This window comes from Acinetobacter sp. ACIN00229 (genome assembly GCF_016106645.1).
GTDB classification, from domain to species: domain Bacteria; phylum Pseudomonadota; class Gammaproteobacteria; order Pseudomonadales; family Moraxellaceae; genus Acinetobacter; species Acinetobacter oleivorans.
Genome location: NZ_JADWOM010000011.1, coordinates 24,038 through 49,773, shown reverse-complemented (window position 1 = coordinate 49,773; position 25,736 = coordinate 24,038). Strand labels below are relative to the sequence as shown.

The window sequence follows — 25,736 nt, the reverse complement described above, 5'->3', positions numbered from 1 at the left end:
GCTTAGTTATCCTCAAAATTACGCTGATGTAATTGATAATAAGCACCATGTTTCTCAAGAAGCTCTTTATGAGTACCTTGCTCAACGATTTGCCCTTGATCCATCACTACAATACGGTCAGCATTTTCAATTGTTGATAAACGGTGTGCAATAACGATCGTTGTACGGTCTTGCATCGCTTCATCAAATGCTTGCTGAATAAAATGTTCAGATTCATTATCGAGAGCACTTGTAGCTTCATCTAAAATTAGAATTGGAGCATTCTTTAAGATTGCTCGAGCAATTGCAATTCGTTGACGCTGACCACCAGATAGGTTTAAACCTTGTGCGCCTAAAACAGTGTCATAACCGTTTGGCAAATTCATGATGAAGTCATGTGCATAGGCTGCTTTTGCCGCTGCATAGATTTTTTCATCTGATGCACCTTCCAACTGACCATATGCGATATTTTCACGAACAGTACGGTTAAACAATATAACCTGTTGATTTACCATTGCAATTTGTGTACGCAGACAAGAAAGTTCAATATCATTAATTGGCAAATCATCTAAATAAATTTGTCCACTCGATACTTCTTGAAAACGTACCAACATATTCACTAATGAACTTTTACCAGCTCCTGAACGACCAACCAATGCCACTGTTTGACCCGGGAGAATATCTAACGAAAAATCTTTAATAGCTGCTACGCCATCAGCATAATTTAATGTCACATGATCAAAACGGATTGCACCATTTAATTTAGGCTTCAATTGACCGTTATTTTGCTCTTCAGGTAAATCTAGTAATTCAAAAACAGAATGAGCTGCTGCTAAACCACGTTGTAACTTTTCATTAACATCCGTCAAGCTTTTAACTGGTTTTGCTAATAGACCAGCAGCTGTAAGATAGGCTACAAATTCACCAGCACTTGTATTACCTAAAATCTGAGGTCGCAAAGCTAACCAAACAATAAGGGCCATAGCACAAGCCATTACTACCTGAACAACTGGACTATTCAGGTTTTGCACAATCACCATTTTTAAACCGCGTTTTAAGTTCTCTTCCGATGACTTATAAAAACGTTTTTGTTCAGATTCTTCACCAGCAAAAGTTTTTACTACAGCATTACCATTGATACTTTCTTGGACAACATGGTTCACATCCCCCATCGTATCTTGAACTTGTAACGAAAGCTTTCGCATACGTTTCGAAGCTTTACGTACCAATACACCAATTACTGGTAAAAAAACAAAAACGCATAAGGTAAGACGCCAATTGGTATAGAACAGATAGCCTAATAGTCCAATAGTAATCATCCCATCCCTAACAATGGTTCTTAATGATTCCGAAGAAGCAGCTGTTAGCTGTTCAACGTTATACATAATTTTGGCAGTAATATGGCCAGATGAGTTATCTAAGTAATATTGTGCTGGGAGTCTTAAAAGTTTGGCGTAAACTTCCTGACGAATACTAAAAACTAAACTACGGGAAATCACCGCAGTATAGTAGCCGCCCATAAATAGGCCTAAGCCGCGGAAGAATACTAATAAAATAATTAATAACGGGAACCAATCCAAATCTGCTCTACTACTGTTTTGGATTGCATCAATAATAAATTTAATCAATTTAGCAACGGAAACTTCTGTTGCTGAGTTAATACCGAACCCGATAAGTACTAATAAGGCCACGCCCCAATAAGGTTTTAAATAGGCTAAGAGACGCGTATAAACCTTAAAATCTTGATTCACTCAGAAAAACCTCTAGAAGGAACTTTGGTACTAATATTGATGTTAACAAAACCGAGTTGTCCTGCCACATCCATAACGCGAATTACATCCTGATGAGACGCTTTGGCATCCGCAGCAATGATGAACATAAAGTCACGGTGCTCTTGAGCAACTTGCTTAATTGCAGTACTCAGATCAGCAACCTCTTTAGATGAAAGCGCTTGACCATTCACAGCATAATGACCAGCAGAGTCTACCACGACTTCAATTTTATGATCGTACTGTTTTGGTGGAACACCTTGTGCATCTGGTAATGTTAAATTGATGCGACTTGGCTGATTAAAAGTGGTCGACAGCAATAAAAAAACCAAAATGAACAACAAACAGTCAATCATAGGCGTTAAATTGATATGAATGTCTTCAACTTGAGAACGTTTAAACTTCATTTGGCGTCCACCTCTTAACCAACACGGCGGTGTTCAGCTACAGACAAAGAACGCTTATAGAACAATGAAGCATGAAACAAGGTCGATTGCTGTTCTAATTCAGCAATATAATCTTGTACTACTCTTTGGAAATAGCGATAAGCAATTAGAGCAGGAATTGCAATTAACATTCCAACAGCCGTGGTAATTAATGCTTTAGAGATACCAGGGATCATTAAACTTGGACTACCAGCCGATCCAAAATCAATCACAAGAAATGACTCAATAATTCCCACCACAGTGCCAAGCAATCCGAGTAACGGCGCTACAGCACTTAAAGTGCCCAAGAAATTAATATTTTTTTCTAAATAGGAAATTTCTTGAGAAGCTGCAACTTCCATTTGCGCGCGAGCAAATTGCTCACCATGTTCGCGATGCTCAAAGCCTGCTTTTAAAATGTGTCCCAATGCACTATTTTGCACTTCTACATTTTGTTCTAAACTTTCCACTATATCTTCAGCTCTTAAAGAGCACTTACCGCTTAATGCTTCGGGTAGAACTTGTGAACGTCTTAACCGAACAAAACGTTCAATACTGATCGCAACAGTTAAAATTGAGCATAGAATTAAAGGCAGCATCAACCAGCCACCCGCTCTCACAAGTTCCCACATATGTTCTTCCCCAAGAATATAAAATTAGAAATACATGACCCAACTGCAAATTATTCTGGCAAGCAAATATTTAAAATGCCATCTAACTCATCCAAGGTATGGTAATGAATAACAAGTTTACCTTTACCTTTTTGGTTATGATCAATTTTTACATTAGCGCCAAAACGCTCTGATAATTTTTGTGTCAATTGCTCAATATCTGGTGCTACAGGTGCTTTTTCCTTTTCCTGCTTAGGCTCACTTCTATCACGCACCAATTGCTCTGTTTGACGAACGGACAATCCTTTCTCGATTACAATTCTAGCAACTTCTAATTGATCTTTACCTTTCAATGTCAAAATTGCTCGAGCATGCCCCATATCAAGCTGCCCTTGCTGCATGAAATCTTTAATATCATCAGCTAAACTCAATAAGCGCAGTAGATTACTGACAGTAGTACGTGCTTTACCAACTGTGTCAGCAATTTCTTGATGACTTAAACCAAATTCATCATGAAAGCGTTGTAGAGCTATTGCTTGATCAATTGGATTTAAATCTTGACGCTGAATGTTTTCAATTAACGCTAATGCAATTGCAACCTGATCATTTAAGTCACGAACAATTGCAGGAATTTCGGTTAAGCCCGCAAGTTGAGCTGCACGCCAACGACGCTCACCGGCAATGATTTCATATGGATGTGTTTCATCATCAACTGGACGGATTACAATAGGCTGCATCACGCCATGTTTTTCAATAGAAGATGCTAATTCTTGTAAATCATGCTCATGAATAAAACGACGTGGTTGATATTCACCACGCTTTAGTAAATTCACATCAATTTGCTTTAACTGTCCGTGGTCTAATGCCTGTGCTTCCAGTTGTAGTTTTTCTTTTTGAATTGAACCAAGTAATGCATCTAAACCACGTCCTTTAGCCAATCCGCGTTTTTTGATGCTCATACTTTACTTCCTTTCTTCACTTTACTTCTCTTTAACATCTCAGCTGCAAGATTTAAGTATGCAACTGCACCTTTAGAACTTTTTTCGAAATAGATAACAGGTAAACCGTGTGCTGGTGCTTCTGCTAAGCGAACATTTCGTGGAACAACAGTATCATAAAGTTTTTTGCCGAAATATTGCTCTAGTTCTGCAGACACATCACGTGTTAAAGCATTTCGTGCATCGTACATCGTACGTAATACACCAATAATTTCTAAATCAGGATTGAGTGCTTTTTGAATACGATCAATAGTCTGTGTTAAATCAGCCAAACCCTCTAGCGCATAATATTCACATTGCATTGGAATAATTACACTATCTACAGCCGCCAAAGCATTGACAGTAATCAAACTCAAGCTTGGAGCACAATCCACAATGATATAGTCAAATGAATTTCTGATTTCATTCAAAGCATTCTTTAGAATGAATTCACGACCTTCCTGCTCTGCGATAGCGAGCTCTACACCTGAAAGCTCACGATTGGAGCCTAGAACTTTATATCCAACTTCTGCTTTTTGAATGGCTGTTTCAATTGGAACTTCGCCAAGAAGAACATCTGTAATTGAATACAAAAGATCGTTCTTTTGAATACCAGACCCCATCGTAGCATTACCTTGTGAGTCCATATCTACAAGTAATACACGTTTTTTTAATACAGCTAGAGACGCTGCAAGATTTACTGCAGTCGTTGTTTTACCAACACCACCCTTTTGGTTTGCAATCGCAATAATTTGAGCCATGGTAACCTTAATACTTTTTATTTAGATACGTTGAAGTAAAAGTAAATGACGTTGTTCATCAAGTCTTGGTACGCGCAGTTCAATCACTTTACATGAAAAGTCCTGCTTGAGCTGCTCAATTTCCTCAACTGGCACTACACCTTTCATCGCTGCGATTATACTGCTCTGATGAAGATATGGCTGAGCTGCATCTACAAAGTCCGTTAAAGAAGCAAAAGCTCGACTTGTTATGACGTCAAACTGGCCAAGCTCATCAATTGTATCTTGATTCTCAACACGTGTTTGCACTGCCACAACGTTACTCAATTTAAGATCAGCAATAAATTGCTTCAAAAAACGAATTTTTTTACCATTAGAATCTAAAAGAACACATTGGCGTTGTGGCTGACAAAGAGCAATAATCATGCCAGGCATACCACCACCTGTACCCACATCAAGCAGTCTACCTTCAGGTAAGTCATTTAAAATACTTAGACTATCCAACAAATGCTTCACTAACATTTCTTTCGGATCACGAATTGCTGTCAGATTATACGCTTTATTCCAAAGTACCAAAGCATCTTGATACTTTAACAATAATGCCAAAGCTTCATCGCTAAGCGATAAACCTAGTTTTTGACTACCCTGTTGTAACTCTTGAAAAAACGGATGCATAAACAGATAACATCTAAGTAAAATTTAAAACAAAGTATACCCATTTATGCATCGTGGAACACTAGTTAACGATTAGGGATTACACACTTAATCGTAGAAGCCTTCACGAATTTGCAAATCTAGCTCCAATAAACGCTCAGGTGTTCCCACATCGACCCATGCACCTTTAAGCTTTTCACCAGATATTTTTTGATTGTGCATCGCTTGCTTCAACAGTGGAGCTAAAGGACGTTTACCAGGTTCCAATCCATCAAAAAGCTTAGGATGGATAACAGACACACCACTAAAAGTGAGGTTCTCACCCGTCACATCTTGATCGAATGTAAAAGCGCGTCCATTCAATAATGTAAAGTCGCCTTCAGGATGCTGTTTAGGGTTATCAACCAATACAAGATGTGCTAAATCACCATTTAACTTAATATGGGGTAGAACTTCAAAATCCATTGTCGTCCATACATCTCCATTCACCAAAATAAACGGATCTGTTCCAAGCAGTGGCAAAGCATTAATAATTCCACCCGCTGTTTCTAGCCCTTCATCCTCTCGTGTCCAACGGATATCCACACCAAATTGAGAGCCATCGCCTAAGCTACTGATGAGTTTATCGGCCAACCATGCAGAATTGATGACGATTTCGGTCACACCAATTTTCTTAAGCTTTTCAATATGCCACACAATTAGCGGCTTACCGCCTACCTCAAGCAGAGGCTTTGGTGTATATAGCGTAAGTGGACGCATACGATTACCCAAGCCAGCAGCAAGAATCATTGCTTTCATTATGCTGCCACCTCATAGCTACCATATTTCTCGATAAATTTAGGCATCACTATGTTATTGATAAATACCATAAATTCTTCAAGTTCAGCGTAACCACGACTTTCTTCGAGTAAATACCACATGACTCGCGGCAAGTCTTTTAAGTATCCAGACTTACCATCACGCTCAAACAAACGAACAAAAATGCCAAGAATTTTAATATGGCGCTGAATAGCCATTAAATCTGCATCACGCTTAAATTGCTCAAAACTACGGTTCTGTTTGGCAGACTCAGGCAATAAGTCATAAAAGGTTCTAAACCATTGATAAACATGCTCAGCATTCCATTGAACATATGCATCACGAGTAATCGAAATTAAGTCATAGGTATCAGCGCCAATAACAGCATCTTGGAAGTCGATTACCCCAAGCTCTAGTTCATTTTCAATTTTCATCAGATTACGACTGTGAAAATCTCGATGTACAATAACTTGTGGTTGGGCTACTGCGGCACGAGCCAAGAAATCAAATGCATCATCAATCGTTTTTTTCTGCTCAGCAGTCGGCTGAATAGTAAGCGATGGCAACATCCAGTCTGTAAGCAACTGCATTTCCGACATTAATTTATCGTAGGAATAAGCTGGAAACTGGTTAGTCCCATCAATAGATTGCAATTGAATAAGTTGTTTAAAACTTTGTTCATAGTATTTGTCGACTGTTTCATCATTTAATAATGTAGACAACAGTACATCACCAAAATCTTCTAATAGCAGAAAACCTTGAGCCAAATCTTTCGCGACGATCTGTGGTACGCGTACACCATGGCCTGCAAAAAATTCGTCAATGGTCACAAACGGAACACAGTCTTCTTTTTCTGGAGGGGCATCCATAAGCATATACGTTTTATTTTGTAACTGGATACGCGCATAACGTCGGAAGCTTGCATCACCTGCTAAAAAAGCGATCTTAAATTGATCATTTTTAAGAACAGATGTAAGCCATGTATATATCAATTGTTCACGTTGTGTATTCATTTGCAATAAAATCTAAAACAAGCTGAGATTTTTGAAGGGTTAAGTGTAGCCACTTATAAACTTTTTCTCTATGATGCGACAATAATTAATTGTGAATTAGCATACTTGGTTAATGAGACAATGAAGCATCAGTTTAAATTTAATCCTTTAGCGACAGCTATTTTTACGCTCTTATGTGGCTCCATACAATCAAGTTATGCTGAGTCAGCTGATGTTGTCTCCAATATAGACAATAATCAACTTAAAGCGAGCATCAAAGAAGCCTACCCGGGTCAAGAATTCTTTCAACAGTACTATGTTGATAAATCTGCACCTGAGGCCCAGCTTCGTGACAATAAATATTTAAGCTCGGCATTTTGCCAAGGTACTTGGGTTACACCGATTAACCCACAGACCAAAGCCGTAGATGCCGATAAGACGACTTCTGTCGTTACGGCTAATTATGGACATTATAATCCTGCCGGCGACTCGGTTTTAGAAGGCGATGTCGTTATTGATCAGGAAGGACGCACAGTTCGTGCTGACAAGGTTACGATTGATAAGACACAAACCTTTGCACACGCACAAGGCCGAGTACAACTCGCTCAAGGTGGGTTGCTTTCACAGAGTGACGAAATTAATTACAACCTAAAAAACCAAACTGGTAATTTAGAAAATAGTTTTTATATTTCTGAACAGCAACATGCTCATGGTCATGCAGGGAAAATCGAAAGAACATCACCAAATGTGATGGTTCTTAACGATGCGACCTACTCAACTTGTCCACCGGGTCAAAAACCTGGTTGGAAAATTCAAGCAAATAAAATTGAGTTAAATCAGGAAACTGGACGTGGTACAACCCACGGAACAAAACTATATGTTAAAGATGTTCCAGTTCTAGCAATTCCCTACTTTAACTTCCCAATTGATGATCGCCGAACTACAGGTATTCTTAATCCACAGTTTGGTTTCTCAAACGATGGTGGTGTTGAGCTTTCTGTTCCGGTTTATTTAAACCTTGCTCCTAACTATGATCTGACACTTACTCCACGATATTTAGCAGATCGCGGTGCAATGTTAAAAGGTGACTTTAGATATTTAACCGATGGCTTTGGTGCGGGCGAGATGTGGGGTGGCATGTTGCCATCTGATAAAGAATATGATGATAAAGATCGTAAAGATTTCCATTTCTTACATAACTGGAATATCAACGATCAATGGTCGACCAATCTAGAATACAACTACGCTTCAGATAAAGACTATTTCTCAGATTTAGATAGCAGTCCTAACTCTAAAACAGACTTAAACTTACGTAGAGCATGGGAACTTAACTATCAACACGGGATTCCGGGTTTAAAAGCTCAGCTTAAAGTCGAAGATTTCCAGACACTTGACCCTGACATTGCAGATGTTGATAAGCCTTATGCGCGCTTGCCACAATTCTTATTGAATTATGTCACAGGTAATCCATTAGGTTTACAATACGAATTTAATAACGATACTGCATACTTCAAGAAATCAATTAATGATGATTCTGCTCAGGAAAGTAGCGGTACACGTATCTACAACCAGTTTGCGACACGCTACAACTACCGCACACCAGCTGCATTTGTAATCCCTGAAGTTTCAGTACGTTCTATTCAAACATTCTACGATAAAGACAGTATCGCATCTCAAGGTCTGGATGGCGGTTCTGAAAATAAATCAGTCGTTGTACCTCAATTCACATTGGATACTGGACTGAATTTTGAACGTGAGGGCAAGTACCTACAAACACTTACCCCTCGTGTGTTTTATGCATATGCTCCATACAAAAACCAAGACAACTATCCAAATTTTGACTCAACTTCAGCATCAGTAAGTTACGATCAATTATTTAACCCTTACCGCTTCTACGGACATGACCGTCTTGAAGACAACAACTTTCTATCACTTGGCGTAAGCTATAGCCTTTTTGACACAGTCGGCTTAGAGCGTTTACGTGCAAGTGTTGGTCAAAGTTATTATTTTGAAGATCGTCGTGTGACATTAAAGCAACAAGATGAGATTGATACTGAAAGTAACACTGGTCCAGTTGTAAGTTTAACGAGCCAGTTAAACCAAAACTTCACCATTGCTGCTAACTCAGCATGGATGTCTAATGGTGACAATGCTCAGCGTGATTTCCAAGTTTATTATACTGGAGATAAAGGAAACCTATATAACTTAGGCTATTTCTACCGTAAAGACATTGCAGGACGTCAAGATACTTACGATCAGGTTGTTGCATCGTTTATACAACCAGTTAAAGATAATTGGCGTATTATGGGCCACGTACAATATGACATGGACAATGATGTTGCCCGCGAGATATTACTAGGGGTTAACTATGAGTCATGTTGCTGGGGCATTTCTGTCTATGGTCGCTCATACTATAACGATCTAGATGATCCAAAATCTCCAGATGTTAGTGAAAAACGTGCCATTATGGCCGAAATTACGCTAAAAGGTTTAGGTGGTTTAAACAATAAACTCGCGTCTTTACTTGAAAATCGCGTTTTAGGTTTTAACAAAATTAATCAATCTTGGACACAACGTTAATGAAGACAAAGCATCTTAAACAGTTTTTTAAAGCAACTACCCTTGCTGCCCTAATCTCTTCATCAATGCATAGTTTTGCCCAACCCGCTGATGAAGTTGTGGCAATTGTGGACAATAGCGTAATTTTAAAAAGTGATCTTCAACAAGGGATGGCTGAAGCCGCTCATGAACTACAAGCACAAAAAAAAGAGGTTCCACCTCAGCAATATTTACAATTTCAGGTATTAGATCAACTCATCTTGCGTGAGGCACAACTTGAACAAGTTAAAAAATATGGCATCAAACCTGATGAAAAAAGCTTAAATGAAGCAGTCTTAAAAGTAGCAAGTCAATCTGGAAGTAAAAGTTTAGAAGCTTTCCAGCAAAAGTTGGATGCTATGGCACCAGGAACTTATGAAAGTTTACGTGGCCGAATCGCTGAAGATTTAGCGATTAGCCGTTTGCGCCAACAACAAGTCATGTCTCGTATTAAAATTAGTGACCAAGACGTAGAAAACTTCTTGAAATCACCTCAGGGACAGGCAGCTTTAGGCAACCAAGCGCATGTAATTCATATGCGTATTACTGGTGATAATCCGCAGGAAGTTCAATCTGTCGCTCAAGAAGTACGCTCAAAGCTTGCGCAAAATAATGATATAAACGCATTGAAAAAGCTTTCAACTGCAAATGCAAAAGTTGATGGGGCTGACATGGGATTCCGCCCACTTTCAGATATTCCTGCCGAGCTTGCAGCCCGTATTACCCCATTACAAGAAGGTCAAACAACCGACTTAATTTCAGCACGTGATGGTGTACATGTTTTAAAGCTTATTGAACGTAAACAAAATGAGCAAAAAGCTTTAGTACCTCAATATCAAACCCGCCATATTCTTATTCAACCGTCTGAAGTGGTTAGCCTTGATAATGCCAAGCAAATTATTGACAACATCTATAAACGCTTAAAAGCTGGCGATGATTTTGCAACTCTTGCAGCGACCTATTCAAATGATACAGGTTCAGCGCGTGATGGCGGTAGCTTAGGTTGGGTAACTCCAGGCATGATGGTGCCTGAATTTGACAAAAAAATGCAGGAAATTCCTGTAGGTGAAATCAGCGAACCATTCCAAACTCAATTCGGTTGGCACATTTTACAAGTAACTGAAAAACGCGAAAAAGATATGACTCATGAATATCAAGAGCGTATGGCTCGTCAGATTTTAGGTGAACGCCAATTTAATACCGAAATCGACAGCTGGTTGCGTGAAGTGCGTGCGAATGCTTATGTAGAAATTAAAGATCCAAGTCTAGACAAAAAGAACCTACAAAAGTAAGTCTTTTGTCTTCATTAAAACCTGCGTTCATCGCAGGTTTTTTTATGAATAAAATTCACTTAATAAAAAACCGGTTATAAATAACCGGTTTTTTAAAATTAAACCCTAACGGGAATTATTTATAACGATCAACCATTTTCTCTAAAGAAATTGGACGAATCTTGTCAGCATTTCCAGCTGTACCAAATGCTTCATAACGATCGATACAAATTTGCTTCATTGTATCAACGGTTTTAGCAAAGTATTTGCGTGGATCAAACTCAGATGGATTCTCTGCCAAAAATTGACGAATCGCACCTGTTGAAGCTAAACGTAAATCAGTATCAATGTTGATTTTACGTACACCGTGTTTGATTGCTTCTACAAGCTGCTCAACAGGTACGCCATAAGTTTCGCCAATATTACCGCCAAACTCATTGATTACCTTTAACCATTCTTGCGGAACAGAACTCGAACCATGCATTACAAGGTGAGTATTTGGTAATGCCGCATGAATTTCTTTAATGCGGTCAATTGCCAAGATATCGCCTGTAGGTGGACGCGTAAATTTATACGCACCGTGTGAAGTACCAACTGCAATTGCCAGTGCATCAACATTTGTATCAGCAACGAACTGAGTCGCTTCTTCAACAGAAGTTAAAAGTTGTGAGTGGTCTAGCACACCTTCTGCGCCAACACCATCTTCTTCACCAGCCATACCAGTTTCAAGGCTACCTAAACAGCCAATCTCACCTTCGACAGAAACACCACATGCATGCGCTAAAGCAACGACATTACGAGTTACATCAACGTTGTATTCGTAAGATGTAGGGGTTTTACCGTCTACACCTAATGAACCGTCCATCATCACCGAGCTAAAGCCAAGCTGAATTGAACGCTGACAGATATCAGGGCTTGTACCATGATCTTGGTGCATTACCACTGGAATATGTGGCCATTCTTCAATTGCAGCCAAAATAAGATGGCGTAAGAATGGAGCGCCTGCATATTTGCGAGCTCCAGCTGATGCTTGAACAATTACAGGTGAATTGGTTGCATCCGCGGCAAGCATGATTGCGCGCATTTGTTCTAAGTTATTTACGTTAAATGCTGGTACGCCGTAGTTATGTTCAGCAGCGTGATCCAAGAGCTGGCGCATTGAAATGAGTGCCATAATATCCTCCCAGGTAGTGCGGGTTATTCTACCCTTTCATTTATTTCAATTCAGCAACAAATCACAGTATTTCAAAAAAAATCCCCGCAAATGCAGGGATTTTTTAACAAAAAACAACAAATTAATGTGTTTCTGAAGCAGCAGCCTCACTTGATGCACTACCTTCAACCACATCAGTATTCTTTTCATCTAAAACTGGCTTATCAATCGCATCAATTGCTGCTTGTTGCTCAGGCGTTACTTTTTCAGAAACAGCAGTAGAAGCTGCCGATTCTTGTCCAGCCTGAGATGCTTCATCTTTCTTAGCACAAGCAGTCAACATCATCGGTACAATTAACACAGCAGCAAATGTAAGCTTTAAATTCATCACTATTGTCCACAGTCGGTGATTTAATGCTCGCTATTTTATTGCAGATATATGACAGTTTAATGACCTATCCATGAAAAAAGGGACTGGTAACCCAATCCCTTCTTGTTTTTAGATAACAGTATTAAGCACGCTCAAGTAAAACTGCAACTGCTGGCAAAGTCTTTCCTTCAACAAACTCAAGGAAGGCGCCGCCACCTGTAGAAATATAACCAATTTGATCAGCAACGTTATATTTATCAATCGCAGCTAAAGTATCTCCACCACCAGCAATAGAGAAACCAGCAGATTCAGCAACAGCAAGCGAAAGCGCTTTCGTACCTTCACCAAACTGATCAACTTCAAATACGCCTACAGGACCATTCCAAAGAATCGTTTTTGACGTTGTTAAAATATTTGCAAATGCTTTAGCTGTTTCTGGGCCAACATCTAAAATCATGTCATTTGATGTTACATCTTCTACTTTCTTCACAACTGCTTGCGCTGCTGCTAAAGAACCCAAGAAATCTTCAAAATTAATTTGTGAAGCATCCGCAACTACCACATCTGTAGGAAGTGGAACACTTACTTTAGCTGCAATTTGTTTTGCAGTTTCAACCAAGTCAGCTTCGTATAGTGACTTACCAACATTGAAACCAGCAGCTGCCAAGAATGTATTTGCAATACCACCACCAACAATAAGTTGATCACAAATACTAGAAAGTGAGTTTAAAACATCAAGTTTAGTTGAAACTTTAGAACCTGCAACAATTGCAACCATTGGTTTTTCAGGAGTTTGCATTGCACGGCCTAGTGCATCTAACTCAGCTGCCAATAAAGGGCCAGCTGCCGCTACAGGAGCAAAACGAGCTACACCTTCAGTAGACGCTTCAGCACGGTGAGCAGTACCAAATGCATCCATTACAAATACATCGCATAATGCAGCATATTTTTGTGCAAGCTCTGGATTATTTTTCTTTTCGCCATGGTTAAAGCGTACATTCTCAAGCAATATAACTTGACCAGCTTCAACTTCTACGCCATCTAGGTAATCTGTTAACAATTTAACTTCTTGACCCAATACTTCTGTTAAATAAGCAGCGACTGGTGCAAGTGATTGTTCCGGCTTTGGTTCACCTTCAACAGGACGACCTAGATGTGAAAATACCATCACTGCAGCGCCTTTTTCTAAAGCACCCTTGATAGTTGGTAATGCTGCACGTAAGCGAGCATCACTAGTAATCACACCATTTTTGACAGGAACGTTTAAATCTTCACGAATAAGGACGCGTTTACCTGTTAAGTTAAGGTCAGTCATACGCTGAAAATTCATGTAAAGCTCTCTTTATGATTTTAAAAACGGGCCAATTTTAAATGATTACATCAAAAAAGGTTAGTTTTTTTGCATAAAAGCTGTAGAAAGCCTGAGTTTTGATTATGATAGAGATAGTCATTTGATATTTCATCCATTATGTCTATTCATCCAGATCCACAAATCAATCGTTTAAATGTTTTAGGGGAACCTTTAGCAAGTTGTTGTTTCGACCCTATTACTGGCTATTTTAGAAATGGCTTCTGCCACACAGCAGTAACAGACCTTGGTCAGCATACCGTATGTGCGCAAATGACCTCTGATTTCTTAAATTTTTCACAAAAAATAGGTAATGATCTTATTACCCCGTTACCAGAAGTAGATTTCCCTGGTCTAAAACCCGGTGATTTTTGGTGTATCTGTGTAACCCGCTGGGTTGAAGCATATCAAGCAGGTCAGGCGCCTCCTATCAAAATACATGCATGTCACCAAGCTGTATTAAGCTATGTGCCTTTAGATGTTTTAATGGAATTTGCAGTGTAATGGTTCAGCCACAAATTATTTTGGCATCAAGCAGTCAAACGCGTAAAGCCTTAATGGATCGCCTAGGGATTAACTATATCTGTGTTAGTCCTGATATTGATGAGAGCCCTCGCAATGAAACCCATGCTGATGAACTTGCGAAAAGGCTAGCTTTCACAAAAGCTCAAATGGTTGCTGCAAAAAACCCACATGCAATTATTATTGGTTCCGATCAAGTCGCATGGCGAGAACACGATCCTAACGACTTTATTGGTAAACCAATGACCACTGAAAATGCCAAAATACAGTTAGCAGAAAACTCAGGTCGAACTGTCTTCTTTAGTACGGCACTCAGTGTGCAATGGCTTGATGGGAATTTTGAGCAAACGCTTGTTGAACATTATCAAGTTAAATTCCGAACCCTAACTCAAGCTGAAATTGAACGATATATTGCATTAGATCAACCACTCCATTGTGCTGGTAGCTTTAAGTGTGAAAGTTTAGGAATTAGTTTGTTCGAAAAAATGACAGGCCTAGATCAGACGACACTTATGGGTTTACCCATGATTCAACTTTGCCATATTTTAAGGCAGCTTGGTCTACAAATTCCTTAATTTTAGATATTTTTATAAATAGGTTATTTCCATGACAGAACCTTTAGCAGTTTTAGGCGGTATTACTGCCGAACAATTTTTAGCAGAATATTGGCAAAAAAAACCTTTACTGGTACGTAACGGGTTGCCAGAAATTGTCGGTCTTTTAGAACCCCAAGATGTGCAAGAACTTGCTTTGGAAGAACATGCGAGTGCCCGACTCATTCGCCAAAAAGATAAAAATCCAGATGAATGGCACGTCAAGTCTTCACCTCTAACCAAGGGTGATTTTCAAAAGCTACCAAAACTATGGTCGATTTTAGTACAAGCGGTAGATCACTATTCATTTGATCTGTCTGAACTTTGGAAAAAATTTCCATTTATTCCTCAATGGCGTCGTGATGACATTATGGTCTCTTACGCTCCTAAAGGTGGTTCGGTAGGAAAGCATTTTGATTTTTATGATGTGTTTCTAGTTCAAGGTCATGGACATCGTCGCTGGCAGTTAGGACAAATGTGCGATGCAAATACTGCCTTTGTACCCAATCAACCATTAAAACTATTGCCAGAAATAGATGTGCAATTTGATGAAATTTTGGCACCTGGTGATTTGCTATATGTTCCACCTGGAATGGCACATTATGGCGTTGCTGAAGATGATTGCCTAACGTTCTCATTTGGCTTTCGTATGCCAAACATTGCTGGGATGATGGAGCGTATTAGTGATCAATTTTCAGCTAATACTTTATTGCAAAATCCTGTTGTCGACATTGCACGCAAACAGATGAATCAAATTGGGGAAATTAATGCCTCTGAACTTAGCCACCTAAAAGACTTAGTATTAGCTCAATTACAAGATTCGGCAGCACTTGATGCCGCTATCATGTCTTATATGAGTGAACCTAAATATCCAGATAATATTCCAGAGGCTGATGAAATCGAAGTCGATGACTTGAAGGAAATTTTACACGAAGGTTACGAAGTTCTTTTAGAGCCTGCCTCTCGCCTACTCTATACAGAAAAAAACGGAACCCTAAACTTTTGGGGAAATGGTGAAGCCCTATTTATAGCTGAGTCCTTTGAGCAAAAATTAAAAGCAATTGCTAATGGAGAAAGTCTAGCTTTCGATAGCCAATTTAATAATGATGAAACGCTAGAAAACGTTGCTCACTTGTTAAATGAATCTATTCTGATGCTTTTACCTCCTGCCGAGTAAACGTCTTAATAAAGGTGGACTTTTTCATGAACGTGGAAAAGTCTACTTTTTAAATTAACAACCTAACTCAAAATAAACTCGATTATTGCTCATTAAATTTACCTGCAAATCCTTAAATAGCGCGTAATTAAAGTTATTAAGCGTAATAAATTTTGAAATCAAAATTAAAAATAGAAAACCTTATTATTAAAGAAATAGCATACCTCTTACTTACTTTTCCCTTAAAATTTAAACGATACCGTTTAAAAAAATAATATCTTTTTTCTATCAATAACAAACAATACCTTGTAAAATTAAACATCCAGATTCTCATTAATACAGATCACAGTTCAAGCGAATAGCAATTCATTTGTGAGAGGCTAAAAAATATGTCGAAAAAAGATGACATTATTAACACCGCATTAAGACTTTTTAACTCGTATAGCTATAATTCTATAGGGGTAGATCGCATCATTAATGAATCTGGCGTTGCAAAAATGACTTTCTATAAGCATTTTCCATCAAAAGAAAAATTAATTGAAGAATGCCTGCTTCTACGGAATACGCTTTTACAAAACTCTCTGACTTCTGCCTTATCACAACATGATGAGTTGGACCCTCTCGCGAGAATTAAAGCAGTATTCTTATGGTATTCCGACTGGTTTAATAGTGAAGATTTTAATGGCTGTATGTTTCAAAAAGCTTTGGAAGAAGTTTTAAAACAGTATCCGTCAACACACCAACCTGCTACGTTGTATAAAGCTTGGTTGACTCAACTTATGCAAAATCTTCTTAATCAATATGATGTAAAAGAACCAGGTCCTTTATCTTTATTACTCGTTAATATATTGGAAGGTATGACCATTCAAGCTCAGGTCGAACATGGTTCAATAAAAATTTATGATTATTGGAATCGAGTTGAAAAGTTAATCGACTTTGAAAGAGCCGCTTAAAAATAAAGCGTGATTCTTCTTCTTATATTAATGTTCTTCTTATCTATCACGCTGCGTCTGAAAGTCATTTTGGTTCAAAATTAGACGTTTTTTTCGACCCTACCGAACCAAAATATACAGACCTGTCTGTACAAAACAGATTATATATTTAAAAAATAAAAACTCAATCATTTTTTATGATTCATTTAAAGATAAATTAGATTTAACTATTTATCAGAGTGGAATAGCCGTTATTTCATATTAGCTTCAATTCACTTATACTTAACAATTAAACTTATAACACAATGCAACACTTTAGACACAAAAGAACTACAAACAACTGTTTTTAATTAAAAATACTACTTATTTATCAGTTCCCCTTATATTGCTTTTCAACAAAAACAATTGGATTGATTAGTTTTGCTACATTCATTTGTGCAAGATCAATCTATACTATGCCCGCTATATTGATATAGGTATAAAGTATGAAAGATGGACTCCAAATTGAAGAAATGAAAAATGCGGCTGATTCAGTCGTTGGAATTCTCAAATCTTTGGCGAATACAGATCGTTTATTAATTTTATGTCATTTAGCTTATGAAGAGCTAAATGTCTCACAAATTGAAGAGAAGACCCAAATTACACAGCCCACTCTTTCACAACAACTTATGATGCTACGTAAAAGTGACGTTGTATCAACTCGTCGTGATGGTAAGCAAATTTTTTATTCTATTAAGGACGACAATATGCATTCAATTTTAAATACGCTTCACCAACTGTACTGCGCAAGTAAATAATATCTTTAAACTATAAATTTATAATAATATTAGTAATTTCCTGAAATATGCGATTTTTCAGCTTGAAAGCTTAGAGTTTAGTCCAAGCACAGAGTTTTGAAAATTCGCGTAGCTTTTCCAAAGTCTCACTGATCCCCTTTATTATTTCATCTATTCATTTCTCTGCGATTTGATAGTTATTTGATATAACTCTTTTTCTGACGAACAATTAACAAGCAAAACAATTAACGAGAAAAGTTAAATTTCAATAATAAATAAAATTAAAACAATAGTTTAATATTACCAATCACTATAAAAAAATCTAGTTAGCATAAAAAAGCTTAAGATTCACTTAACTTAAGTATAAAATACTCCGCTTGTTCAACCTTTAGCCATGATTAGGTTAATAAGGCCTTTATATGCTTGCATTCTTTTCTCGATTAAGCTTAGTCACTAAGATTATTATCGCCATTATTTTAGGTATTGGCGTTGCATTATTATTTCCAAACGTTACGCCTTATTTAAGTTTATTTGGTGAGCTTTTTATTAAAGCCTTAAAATCGGTTGCCCCTATTTTAGTTTTTGTATTGGTACTTTCCTCTATCGCCAACTTCCAAGTGGGTCATAGTGCAAATTTACGTCCAATCTTGATTTTATATGTAGTCGGTATGTTGCTTGCTGCTTTCACAGCTGTGATTGTGAGTCTTTCTTTTCCTAGCACTTTGTTCCTTAACACTGTTTCGCACAATGATTTGCAAGCCCCAGGAAGTTTAGCCGATATTTTAAAAAATCTGCTTTTGAGCTTTATTGCGAACCCTGTTCAAGCAATCAGTGAAGCAAACTTTATCGGTATTTTAGCTTGGGCAATTGGCTTAGGTTTGGCTATGCGCCATAGCTCAGACACCACCAAAGAAGTAATGCAAGATGTTGCTCATGCTGTCAGCGCTATTATTCATAAAGTAATTGCTTTTGCACCTGTTGGTATTTTCGGTTTGGTTGCAGTAACTTTTGCTGACGCTGGTCTCGCGACTCTTGAAAGTTATGCTCAATTATTAATAGTACTATTGGGTACGATGTTCTTTGTTGCTTTAGTTATTAATCCAATTCTTGTTGCACTTACCATACGCGGGAATCCGTACCCTCTTGTGTTTAAGTGTCTTAAAGAAAGTGGGATTACTGCTTTTTTCACACGAAGTTCAGCAGCCAACATTCCAGTTAACTTAGATTTAGCAGAACGCTTAGGTGTTAATCCGTCTACAGCAAGTGTGTCCATTCCATTAGGTGCGACAATTAATATGGCGGGTGCAGCAGTAACAATTACTGTACTTACGCTAGCAACTGTACATACGCTTGGAATTCATGTTGATTTTGCAACAATGCTTATTTTATCAGTTGTTGCTACAGTTTCAGCATGTGGTGCTTCTGGTGTAGCTGGTGGTTCTTTACTTCTGATTCCAGTAGCGTGTAGTCTATTTGGTATTTCAACTGAAATTGCTATGCAAGTCGTGGCTATTGGTATGATTATTAGTGTATTACAAGACTCTACAGAAACAGCACTTAACTCTTCTACAGATGTTTTATTTACCGCAGCTGTAGATATTCGTTCTAAACAAGCTTCTTAAAGACATGCCATTTCAACGTCTACCAAACTGGTTCCAGCTCGGAGCCTTTTTACTGGCATTCAATGCCGGAATGATTAATGTATTAGGGTTAATTACCCTTTTGCATCAATCTATTTCACATATGACTGGCAACGTTAGTATGCTAGCTATGAGTTTGGTAGAGTGGCAGCCAGAACATATCATTTTCTTGCTTCTGGTAATTATTTGTTATGTTTGCGGTTCATTTTATAGTGGTTTTATTTTAGGCAGCAGCCATTTTCGATTAGGTCGTCGCTATGGACTACCTTTGAGTCTTGTTGCCTTATTCATTTTTCTTTGTTGGCTATTACTTCCTTATTTTCCACGCTATGGATTATTATGGGCTTGTACAGCGATGGGCTTACAAAATGCGATGGTAAGCCATTATAAAGGAACCATTATTCGAACTACTCATCTATCTGGTGTTTTAACAGATATTGGTTTAGCACTTGGATATAAAGCCAGAGGCTTACCAGTAGAAAACCGACGTATTGTTTTACATTTACTTATTTTTACAGGTTTTCTGCTTGGTGGGATTCTCGCAGCGCTAGTACATCCGTATTTAAAGTTACAAGCATTTTTATTGCCAGCAACTTTAAGCTTAGTCTTAAGTATTTCTTACTGGGTAGTTTATCTCTATAGCCCTTCAACATCTCATAAGGATTAAGTCATGGTTAAAAATGCCTTACAAGCACAGCTACTAAAAGCTGGGTTAGTGGATAATAAAAAAGCAAAAAAACTAACAAAACAAGCTCATCATGAGCAACGTATCGGTCAAAGTGATGAACCAGCAATCAAAGCGAATATTGAAAAAGCTCAACAAGAAAAGTTAGCTAAAGATCAGGCTTTAAACTTAGAAAAACAACAACAACTTCAGGAAAAAGCCCTCAAAGCATCAATCATTCAAATGATTAAACATCATAAAATTTCAAATACTGATGGTGATAGTGTTTATCAATTTATTGATGAGGGTAAGATCAAGAAGGTATATATTTCTCAGCAAATATATAATGCACTTGTTTCAGGTAGTTTGCTCATTGCTAAAGATCAAAATCAATACGCATACTTACCTAAACCATTAGCTGAAAAAATTGATCAAAAAATGAAAGGTTTTATTCTATTGAACAATGCTGAGTCCAATGAACAGATCACAAATGAAGAAGATCCTTATGCAGCCTATGTTATTCCTGATGATTTGATGTGGTAATACATACAAGGGCCTTTACGATACAAATCTAAGGGCCTTTTTTGATTTGGGTTAAAAAATATTAATTTAACAAATGTTCAAAATATTAAGAAAAAATACTTAAAGAATAAATTCATTCACCACTTTATCTATTAATCCCGATATAATAAATCATAATTTTTTAAGTCCTCGCGACATTCTTGAAGATTTCTTCAGGTATCCAAATTTTACGTCATGTACAAATGAATGACGTACAACGTAATCAGTTCTGTGTATTTGCACATATTCAAAAGATCGAAAACTAAGTGATATTGATCTGACTGACTTTCTTGTAAATTTAATTGCAAAGATTTAATTAAGTGGCTTTTGTCTTAAAGGTAGTAATTCATGCTGAAGTGGTTTGAAAAACTTGTAGATCCCTACCCAACAAAAGGTCTGGATGAACCTTTACCAACTCGTTTTTTTCCATTTATTTGGCAAGCGACGGAAGGCTTACGCCCTTACTTATTATTACTTATTCTTTTTACAGCAGGTGCTGCAAGCTTTGAAGCTTTACTTTTTTCAAAGATTGGACAACTCGTAGATTGGTTAAGTAAAAGTCATCCTGAAAGTTTTTTAAATCAACATGCAACTGATCTATTGCTTTTAATTGGTGTTTTATTTGCCAATATCTTTTTTGTAAATATTCAATCTATTATTAAACACCAGATTTTATATAGTACTTTTCCAATGCGTTTGCGTTGGCGGTTCCATAATCTTTTATTGAAACAAAGCTTAGATTTTTTCCATAACGACTTTGCTGGAAGACTTTCTGCAAAAGTGATGCAAACTGCTCTGGCAATCCGTGAATTCTGGATTATTTTGGGCGACATGTTGGTTTATGTCGCTATTTACTTTATTACGGTTAGCATTGTCCTTGGGGCTATTTCCCCTATTTTGTTAATACCACTTTTAGTTTGGTTAGCTTTATTTCTCTTAAGTGCATGGTTCTTTATTCCTCGTTTAAGTAAAGTTTCGCAGCAACAAGCTGATGCCAGAGCAGTAATGACCGGCCGCATTACCGATGCTTACACCAATATTCAAACTGTTAAGTTGTTTGCTCATGCGGGACGTGAAAGCCAATATGCCAAAGCATCAATGAAAGAGTTTATGACAACAGTCTATGCTCAGATGCGTTTAGGCACTCTTTTTGAAATAAGTATCAACATGCTATCCGCTGTTTTATTTATTGGCGTTATTGGCACTTCAGTTTGGCTATGGACTCAAGGTTTAGCAGCATTAGGTGTCATTGCAGCGACTACTGCCATGATTTTAAAGCTGAATAGTATGGCTGAATTTATGATGTGGCATATGTCTGCGTTATTTGAAAATGTTGGAACCATTCAAGATGGTATGCAAACATTAGGTAAAAAAATCAATATTCAAGACAAAGCAGATGCAAAAACTCTTGAAGTTGCCAAAGGTGAGATTGTATTCAAAGATGTGAGTTTTGCTTATAACAATAAAAATGTAATTGATCACTTCAATTTACATATTAAAGCAGGCGAAAAGATTGGTATTGTTGGGCGTTCAGGTGCAGGTAAATCAACACTGATCCAACTACTTTTACATTTTTATCATCTTAAAGACGGTGAAATTTTAATTGATGGGCAAAATATTGAAAATGTGACTCAAGATAGTCTTAGAGCAAATATTGCCTTAGTAACCCAAGATACGTCTTTATTACATCGCTCAGTGGCTGAAAATATTAAATATGGCCGTCCAGATGCATCTGATGCCGAGATGGAGAATGCTGTAAATAAAGCAAAAGCAGCCGAATTTATACCTCAATTGGTTGATTTAAAAGGTCGTAATGGATACCACGCCCAAGTCGGTGAACGTGGTGTAAAACTTTCTGGTGGTCAAAGACAACGTATTGCTATCGCACGTGTATTCTTAAAAGATGCACCTATTCTCATTTTAGATGAAGCAACCAGTGCACTAGATTCAGAAGTTGAAGCAGCAATTCAATCCAGTTTAAATGACCTGATGGTTGATAAAACGGTTATTGCAATTGCACACCGATTATCTACTATTGCACAAATGGACCGTTTAATTGTTCTTGATGAAGGTCGAATTGCAGAGCAAGGAACACATGAAGAGTTAATTGCTCAAAATGGAATATATGCACAATTATGGAAACGCCAAACAGGCGGCTTCCTGTTTGAACAAAAAGTTTTACAGGGTCAAGATTAATGCTTTATTTAGAAGATTTGAAAATTGGTGATCGTTTCATTAGCCGTGAATATGAAATTACCTTAGATGAAATCAAAAAATTTGCAAACTCCTATGACCCTCAAACATTTCACACAGATGAAGAGCAAGCTAAGCATGACCCTATTTTTCAGGGGATTGCTGCCAGTGGTTGGCATACGTCAGCCATCACTATGCGTTTATGGACAGAATGCATGCCTATTCATGGCGGCCTCATAGGTTCCGAATCTAGTCTACGATGGCCACGCCCCACTCGACCTGGCGACAGAATTCATGTTGAAGCTGAAATTTCAGCTATCACACCATCCAAAACAAAATTAGATCGTGGTATTGTTAGTTACGTTACTCAAGCCTTAAATCAACACGGGGATGTTTTACTTATTTCAACAACAAAAATTGTTGTCTTTAAAAAAAATGTTTAAAAATGGTTGATATGATTGTCTAACAGTTTTTATAAACTCAGATTATATTTCATGACAAGATGTGTAAGAAATGCATGTGAAAAATTGATGAGAGCAATGGAACGCATATGAAAATTACCTCAGCTCGTCAAGATCAGGGTATTCCGGGTGTCTATGGCTTATTGCTATTAGATGTTGTTTCACGTTGGGGATACAACGACGAAACATTATTTGCTCCATTTCATCTTACCAGCGAGCAACTGGCTGACCCTGACTATCGTATTTCTACACCAGTAGCAAATGAACTAGTAAAACACGCTCTTAATTTAACTGGCGAAACTACGTTGGGTTACCATCTTGGTACTCAAATGCGTATTTCAATTCATGGCTTCATTGGCTATGCAATTATGACAGCCAAAGATATTACTGAAGCAATTGCTCTTGCGGCTCGCTTTATTCAGCTACGCTTACCCTTTTTACAATTATATTTTTCAACTTTTGGGCCTAAAGCAACCTTACAATTACAGTGTGATATTGAACTTGAACCTTTACGTACAGAAATCGTTTTAGGTTTAACCATTGGTATCATGAGTATGGCCAAAGCGATTACTGGTATTGAAGATTTAGCTGGTGATGTAGATTTAGATTTCCCAGAACCAGAAGGTTTTGACAAATATAGAAATAAGCTAAGCAGCACAATTCGCTTTAACCAACCCCATTTAATTTCAAGTTTTGATAAAAAATATTTAGGAATTAAATTGGTTAATGCTGACCCTATCGCAAGTCAAGTTGCTATTAATCAGTGCGAAGCTGAACTATCCGCTTTAGGTGAACGCCGTCGTTTAGCAATGCGAGTTCGTGATATTTTAAGTAATTCTGAACAACATTATTTAAGCATCGAAAATGTAGCTGAATGTCTACATATGTCTGATCGAACGCTCAAACGTCAATTAGCAGCGGAAGGAACATCATTTTCAACGTTAGTTGATGAAGTACGTTATCGACATGCAACATCTTTACTTTCACGTACAGATTATAGTCTTGAACAAATTGCTGATGAACTTGGCTATTCGGATGTCGCAAATTTTAGCCGTGCTTTTAAACGCTGGAGCGGCCGCAGTCCGAGCAACTGGCGTAAAGACCCATACTTATAATTTTTAAAACTATTGGACACAAGCTTAAGGAGTTACCATGAATCATCCTTCAGAACTGAAGTATGCACGTACACATGAGTGGGTAAAGATTGAGGGTGATCTTGTTATTACAGGGATTACCGATCATGCACAAGATGAACTTGGCGATTTGGTTTACGTTGAAACTCCAGAAGTTGGGAGTAAAGTTACTGCTGGCGAACAAGCTGGTGTGGTTGAATCAGTAAAAACTGCTTCTGATATCCATGCTCCTGTTTCAGGCACTGTAGTAGAAGTAAATACTGACCTTGAAGATGATCCTGATTTTGTAAATGATGATCCATATGGTAAAGGTTGGATTTATAAAATCAAACCAGACAACATTGCAGATGTTGAAAAACTTTTAACAAATGCAGAATATGAAGCTGGCTTATAAAAGATAGCTAAAGCTTTTCATATTTAATAAAAACCAGTTTAGTCTTAAACTGGTTTTTCTTTATCTATTCAAATTCAGTTTTACGAATCGGTGACTTCTATGACAAAGCTTGTTGTATTCTCTGGCGCTGGCATGAGTGCCGAAAGTGGAATTAGCACTTTTCGTGACAGTAATGGTCTATGGGAAAATTACGACATCCAACAAGTTGCCACACCTGAAGCATGGCAAAAGAACCCTGCTCTAGTTCAACGCTTTTACAATGAACGACGTAAAAATATTTTAGAATCTCAACCCAATTCAGCTCATCAATATATTGCAAAGTTACAAGACTATTTTGACGTTCAGGTTATTACTCAAAACATTGATGATTTACATGAACGTGCCGGAAGTTCCAAAGTTTTACATTTGCATGGAAATATTCGTTTAGCAAAGAATTCTGGCCCAAATGCACAATTTACAACTCAGTTTTATGACATTAACGGTTGGAAATTAGATTTAGAACATGACCTGTGTCCAAATGGTTATCCCCTTCGTCCACATGTTGTTTGGTTTGGTGAAGCTGTACCTGCTTATGAAGAAGCAATTAGAGTCGTGCAAAGTGCAGATATTTTTATTGTAATCGGCTCCACATTAAGCGTATATCCGGTTGCGGGTTTAGTGCATGAAATTGCAGCACAATGTAAAGCTTACTATATAGATCCCCAAGCAGATCATGGACGTGTTCCTCAACAATACGAATTATTAAAGATGTCAGCGACTCAAGGAATGCATGAACTTTTTGAAAATTTAACCAATTAATTGCTATTTTTAAGGACTAAATAAATTTAATTTGAATAAAAATTACTATTTTTTAGATAAAATTTTTTAACATTGTTCTAATTTTGCTCAATAAAACTTTATCACTTAAGCCCGTTGTAACTAAATTTAGAGTTATTTTTTTAAAAATATTTTTATTTTTCACAAAATCTTTAAAAAATAAATATTAAAAAATTATAAGTTAATGATTAATATTATAATTTTTCTATT

At 37.5% G+C, this 25,736-nt stretch carries 26 protein-coding genes; 15 read left to right on the top strand and 11 right to left on the bottom strand.

What is annotated here, in order from left to right; translation table 11 throughout:
• Positions 1-2: 2 nt before the first annotated feature.
• The 8 genes from msbA to I7H67_RS11695 form a co-directional block, all read right to left on the bottom strand.
• Complete coding sequence (gene msbA, locus I7H67_RS11730; RefSeq protein ID WP_049836516.1) at positions 3-1,730, bottom strand: lipid A export permease/ATP-binding protein MsbA; 1,728 nt, start codon at positions 1,728-1,730, stop codon at positions 3-5.
• Positions 1,727-2,155, bottom strand: coding sequence for an ExbD/TolR family protein (locus I7H67_RS11725; protein ID WP_004642621.1), 429 nt, complete (start codon positions 2,153-2,155; stop codon positions 1,727-1,729). The genes msbA and I7H67_RS11725 overlap by 4 nt, the downstream gene beginning before the upstream one ends.
• Before the next feature lie 14 nt (positions 2,156-2,169).
• A complete protein-coding gene (locus tag I7H67_RS11720; protein ID WP_198307914.1) occupies positions 2,170-2,805 on the bottom strand; it encodes a MotA/TolQ/ExbB proton channel family protein in 636 nt (211 codons plus the stop codon).
• Positions 2,806-2,855: 50 nt separating this feature from the next.
• Positions 2,856-3,743: a ParB/RepB/Spo0J family partition protein gene (locus I7H67_RS11715; RefSeq protein ID WP_198307913.1), complete on the bottom strand. Its 888-nt coding sequence runs from the start codon at positions 3,741-3,743 to the stop codon at positions 2,856-2,858.
• Positions 3,740-4,522 carry a ParA family protein gene (locus I7H67_RS11710; protein ID WP_003651453.1) on the bottom strand — a complete coding sequence of 261 codons (783 nt, stop codon included), beginning with the start codon at positions 4,520-4,522 and terminating at the stop codon, positions 3,740-3,742. The genes I7H67_RS11715 and I7H67_RS11710 overlap by 4 nt, the downstream gene beginning before the upstream one ends.
• Before the next feature lie 21 nt (positions 4,523-4,543).
• Positions 4,544-5,176: a 16S rRNA (guanine(527)-N(7))-methyltransferase RsmG gene (gene rsmG, locus I7H67_RS11705; protein ID WP_003651451.1), complete on the bottom strand. Its 633-nt coding sequence runs from the start codon at positions 5,174-5,176 to the stop codon at positions 4,544-4,546.
• 87 nt (positions 5,177-5,263) lie between these two features.
• Entirely contained in the window at positions 5,264-5,953 is a 690-nt protein-coding gene (murU, locus tag I7H67_RS11700; RefSeq protein WP_198307912.1) for an N-acetylmuramate alpha-1-phosphate uridylyltransferase MurU, read from the bottom strand.
• Positions 5,953-6,966: an aminoglycoside phosphotransferase family protein gene (locus I7H67_RS11695; RefSeq protein ID WP_151987963.1), complete on the bottom strand. Its 1,014-nt coding sequence runs from the start codon at positions 6,964-6,966 to the stop codon at positions 5,953-5,955. Before I7H67_RS11695 ends, murU begins: the two co-directional genes overlap by 1 nt.
• A 120-nt stretch (positions 6,967-7,086) precedes the next feature.
• On the opposite strand from I7H67_RS11695, the gene I7H67_RS11690 reads away from it, so the two are divergent.
• Together I7H67_RS11690 and I7H67_RS11685 are read left to right on the top strand one after the other, a co-directional pair.
• Positions 7,087-9,525 carry an LPS-assembly protein LptD gene (locus I7H67_RS11690; protein ID WP_198307911.1) on the top strand — a complete coding sequence of 813 codons (2,439 nt, stop codon included), beginning with the start codon at positions 7,087-7,089 and terminating at the stop codon, positions 9,523-9,525.
• Positions 9,525-10,835, top strand: coding sequence for a peptidylprolyl isomerase (locus I7H67_RS11685; protein ID WP_198307910.1), 1,311 nt, complete (start codon positions 9,525-9,527; stop codon positions 10,833-10,835). The genes I7H67_RS11690 and I7H67_RS11685 overlap by 1 nt, the downstream gene beginning before the upstream one ends.
• A 115-nt stretch (positions 10,836-10,950) precedes the next feature.
• Here I7H67_RS11685 and fba read toward each other — a convergent pair whose 3' ends face one another.
• The 3 genes from fba to I7H67_RS11670 form a co-directional block, all read right to left on the bottom strand.
• Positions 10,951-11,988 (bottom strand): class II fructose-bisphosphate aldolase, encoded by a 1,038-nt coding sequence (fba, locus tag I7H67_RS11680; RefSeq protein WP_005304678.1) that lies wholly within the window; start codon positions 11,986-11,988, stop codon positions 10,951-10,953.
• Positions 11,989-12,109: 121 nt separating this feature from the next.
• Positions 12,110-12,355, bottom strand: coding sequence for a hypothetical protein (locus I7H67_RS11675; protein WP_013198094.1), 246 nt, complete (start codon positions 12,353-12,355; stop codon positions 12,110-12,112).
• Positions 12,356-12,479: 124 nt separating this feature from the next.
• Positions 12,480-13,667 (bottom strand): phosphoglycerate kinase, encoded by a 1,188-nt coding sequence (locus I7H67_RS11670; RefSeq protein WP_198307909.1) that lies wholly within the window; start codon positions 13,665-13,667, stop codon positions 12,480-12,482.
• 138 nt (positions 13,668-13,805) lie between these two features.
• Between I7H67_RS11670 and I7H67_RS11665 the strand changes: the two genes are divergently transcribed.
• The 13 genes from I7H67_RS11665 to I7H67_RS11605 all read left to right on the top strand — a co-directional run bounded on the left by I7H67_RS11665 (position 13,806) and on the right by I7H67_RS11605 (position 25,508).
• Positions 13,806-14,189 (top strand): DUF2237 family protein, encoded by a 384-nt coding sequence (locus tag I7H67_RS11665; protein WP_003651438.1) that lies wholly within the window; start codon positions 13,806-13,808, stop codon positions 14,187-14,189.
• A complete protein-coding gene (locus tag I7H67_RS11660; RefSeq protein WP_198307908.1) occupies positions 14,189-14,782 on the top strand; it encodes a Maf family protein in 594 nt (197 codons plus the stop codon). Before I7H67_RS11665 ends, I7H67_RS11660 begins: the two co-directional genes overlap by 1 nt.
• A gap of 31 nt (positions 14,783-14,813) precedes the next feature.
• Complete coding sequence (locus I7H67_RS11655; protein WP_198307907.1) at positions 14,814-15,977, top strand: cupin domain-containing protein; 1,164 nt, start codon at positions 14,814-14,816, stop codon at positions 15,975-15,977.
• 368 nt (positions 15,978-16,345) lie between these two features.
• Positions 16,346-16,909, top strand: coding sequence for a TetR/AcrR family transcriptional regulator (locus I7H67_RS11650; protein ID WP_004792769.1), 564 nt, complete (start codon positions 16,346-16,348; stop codon positions 16,907-16,909).
• 464 nt (positions 16,910-17,373) lie between these two features.
• Positions 17,374-17,685, top strand: coding sequence for an ArsR/SmtB family transcription factor (locus I7H67_RS11645; RefSeq protein WP_002121379.1), 312 nt, complete (start codon positions 17,374-17,376; stop codon positions 17,683-17,685).
• 398 nt (positions 17,686-18,083) lie between these two features.
• Entirely contained in the window at positions 18,084-19,286 is a 1,203-nt protein-coding gene (gene sstT, locus I7H67_RS11640) for a serine/threonine transporter SstT (protein WP_013198098.1), read from the top strand.
• A gap of 4 nt (positions 19,287-19,290) precedes the next feature.
• Positions 19,291-19,971, top strand: coding sequence for a YoaK family protein (locus I7H67_RS11635; protein ID WP_151768069.1), 681 nt, complete (start codon positions 19,291-19,293; stop codon positions 19,969-19,971).
• Positions 19,972-19,974: 3 nt separating this feature from the next.
• The gene (locus I7H67_RS11630) at positions 19,975-20,511 is read left to right on the top strand and encodes a DUF2058 domain-containing protein (protein ID WP_198307906.1); all 537 of its coding nucleotides are present in this window, start codon (positions 19,975-19,977) and stop codon (positions 20,509-20,511) included.
• 366 nt (positions 20,512-20,877) lie between these two features.
• Positions 20,878-22,725 carry an ABC transporter ATP-binding protein gene (locus tag I7H67_RS11625; protein ID WP_198307905.1) on the top strand — a complete coding sequence of 616 codons (1,848 nt, stop codon included), beginning with the start codon at positions 20,878-20,880 and terminating at the stop codon, positions 22,723-22,725.
• Positions 22,725-23,165 carry a MaoC family dehydratase gene (locus I7H67_RS11620; RefSeq protein ID WP_004792778.1) on the top strand — a complete coding sequence of 147 codons (441 nt, stop codon included), beginning with the start codon at positions 22,725-22,727 and terminating at the stop codon, positions 23,163-23,165. Before I7H67_RS11625 ends, I7H67_RS11620 begins: the two co-directional genes overlap by 1 nt.
• 107 nt (positions 23,166-23,272) lie before the next feature.
• On the top strand, positions 23,273-24,298 hold the full coding sequence (locus tag I7H67_RS11615) for an AraC family transcriptional regulator (protein ID WP_004792780.1): 1,026 nt from the start codon (positions 23,273-23,275) through the stop codon (positions 24,296-24,298).
• 37 nt (positions 24,299-24,335) lie between these two features.
• Positions 24,336-24,710, top strand: a complete 375-nt coding sequence (gene gcvH, locus I7H67_RS11610) for a glycine cleavage system protein GcvH (protein WP_005069578.1) — start codon at positions 24,336-24,338, stop codon at positions 24,708-24,710.
• 90 nt (positions 24,711-24,800) lie between these two features.
• Entirely contained in the window at positions 24,801-25,508 is a 708-nt protein-coding gene (locus I7H67_RS11605; RefSeq protein ID WP_198307904.1) for an SIR2 family NAD-dependent protein deacylase, read from the top strand.
• Positions 25,509-25,736 lie beyond the last annotated feature (228 nt).